We start from the raw sequence: 2,556 nt of genomic DNA, 5'->3' as shown, positions 1-2,556 counted from the left end.
ACGCTTACGGGGCTATCACCCACTATGGCGGACCTTCCCAGATCCTTCAGCTTTATGTCACGACAGCACTGGCCTGGTCCCGGTTCGCTCGCCACTACTACGGGAGTCTCGGTTGATGTCCTTTCCTCCGGGTACTGAGATGTTTCAGTTCCCCGGGTTTGCTTAATGAACCCTATGTATTCAGGTCATTATACCTCTTCTGATCAACCAATCCTGGCCCTGCCCGAAGGCAAGACTAAGTTGGGTGACCATAAAGGTGGGTTTCCCCATTCGGAGATAGCCGGATCAAAGGGTGCTCGCGCCTCCCCGGCTCTTATCGCAGCGTGCCACGTCCTTCATCGCCTCTCAATGCCAAGGCATCCGTCAGAAGCCCTTATGCGCTTGATCGTTCTCAGCAAAACCCATGCATTATCGACCCTTGCCGCATCTCGCGGGAAGGGATCGAGCATGAGCTCTACCTTTAGTCAGACAATGATGTCTTCTTAAGTCCATCCTTAAACCAGGTCCGTATCCCAGGGGTGAGCTACGGTTGGCGGAGGAACCCTGCCTTCACAATGTCATTTCGCAGCTGGCTCAAGAGCCAGTGCAAACTTGATCATTCCTCGATCGCGTTCTCTCGACTGCCCGATGACAGGAGAGATGGTGGAGCCAGACGGATTCGAACCGACGACATCCTGCTTGCAAAGCAGGCGCTCTACCAACTGAGCTATGGCCCCTCACACTCGGTGTGAGTTGCTTGCCCAGCGGAGCTGGTCGGTTGCGGTCCGTATGTTTGGAAAGAGTGGTAGGCCCGATAAGACTTGAACTTATGACCTCACGCTTATCAAGCGTGCGCTCTAACCAACTGAGCTACGGGCCCATAGGCCGCTCAGATGAGGTCCTTTTTACAGGACCCGCTCCAGGGCTCGCGATCGTGTCCCGAACCTAACGGTCCGAAACAAGTGGAAAGAGAAACGAAGACGGCGGCGATCCGCTCATTTGTGTGCGTCTAGCGCACTAATTGGAGCCTCAATAGCTTCGTGAGAAGCTGGAGAAGCATCCTTAGAAAGGAGGTGATCCAGCCGCAGGTTCCCCTACGGCTACCTTGTTACGACTTCACCCCAGTCGCTGACCCTACCGTGGTCGCCTGCCTCTCTTGCGAGTTAGCGCAGCGCCTTCGGGTAAAGCCAACTCCCATGGTGTGACGGGCGGTGTGTACAAGGCCCGGGAACGTATTCACCGCGGCATGCTGATCCGCGATTACTAGCGATTCCAACTTCATGCTCTCGAGTTGCAGAGAACAATCCGAACTGAGACGACTTTTAGGGATTGGCTCCCCCTCGCGGGATTGCAGCCCTCTGTAGTCGCCATTGTAGCACGTGTGTAGCCCACCTTGTAAGGGCCATGAGGACTTGACGTCATCCCCGCCTTCCTCCGGATTAACTCCGGCAGTACGATTAGAGTGCCCAGCCAAACCTGATGGCAACTAATCGCGAGGGTTGCGCTCGTTGCGGGACTTAACCCAACATCTCACGACACGAGCTGACGACAGCCATGCAGCACCTGTGTCCCAGTCCCCGAAGGGAAAGCCAGATCTCTCTGGTGGTCCGGGCATGTCAAAAGGTGGTAAGGTTCTGCGCGTTGCTTCGAATTAAACCACATGCTCCACCGCTTGTGCGGGCCCCCGTCAATTCCTTTGAGTTTTAATCTTGCGACCGTACTCCCCAGGCGGAGTGCTTAATGCGTTAGCTGCGTCACCGACATGCATGCATGCCGACAACTAGCACTCATCGTTTACGGCGTGGACTACCAGGGTATCTAATCCTGTTTGCTCCCCACGCTTTCGAGCCTCAGCGTCAGTAACGGACCAGTATGTCGCCTTCGCCACTGGTGTTCTTCCGAATATCTACGAATTTCACCTCTACACTCGGAGTTCCACATACCTCTTCCGTACTCAAGACTGCCAGTATCAAAGGCAATTCCAAGGTTGAGCCCTGGGCTTTCACCTCTAACTTAACAGTCCGCCTACGCTCCCTTTACGCCCAGTAATTCCGAGCAACGCTAGCCCCCTTCGTATTACCGCGGCTGCTGGCACGAAGTTAGCCGGGGCTTCTTCTCCGGGTACCGTCATTATCGTCCCCGGTGAAAGAATTTTACAATCCTAAGACCTTCATCATTCACGCGGCATGGCTGCGTCAGGCTTTCGCCCATTGCGCAAGATTCCCCACTGCTGCCTCCCGTAGGAGTTTGGGCCGTGTCTCAGTCCCAATGTGGCTGATCATCCTCTCAGACCAGCTACTGATCGTCGCCTTGGTGAGCCTTTACCTCACCAACTAGCTAATCAGACGCGGGCCGCTCCAATGGCGATAAATCTTTCCCCCGAAGGGCACATCCGGTATTAGCTCAAGTTTCCCTGAGTTGTTCCGAACCAAAGGGCACGTTCCCACGTGTTACTCACCCGTCCGCCACTAATCCCGAAGGATCCGTTCGACTTGCATGTGTTAGGCCTGCCGCCAGCGTTCGCTCTGAGCCAGGATCAAACTCTCAGGTTGAGTTGACATTGACATCAGACTTCCA

General features: G+C 55.0%; 2 tRNA genes and 2 rRNA genes (1 of these 4 only partly in view). All 4 read right to left on the bottom strand.

Annotated features, from left to right (window positions below):
* Window positions 1–387, bottom strand: a 23S ribosomal RNA gene (locus tag AC07NN_RS24015); it reaches 2,501 nt to the left of the window's first position.
* 253 nt (window positions 388–640) lie between these two features.
* Window positions 641–716 (bottom strand) — tRNA-Ala (locus AC07NN_RS24010).
* Between the two features lie 66 nt (window positions 717–782).
* Window positions 783–859: transfer RNA gene (locus tag AC07NN_RS24005), tRNA-Ile, on the bottom strand.
* 186 nt (window positions 860–1,045) lie between these two features.
* Window positions 1,046–2,531 (bottom strand): 16S ribosomal RNA (locus AC07NN_RS24000).
* Together the 16S and 23S rRNA genes with 2 tRNA genes alongside form the textbook arrangement of a ribosomal RNA operon.
* Between the last annotated feature and the right edge of the window lie 25 nt (window positions 2,532–2,556).

Source organism: Caulobacter sp. GW821-FHT09H08 (genome assembly GCF_059415885.1).
Note: the sequence above shows the minus strand (reverse complement) of the source record. Positions and strands in the feature narration are given on the sequence as shown.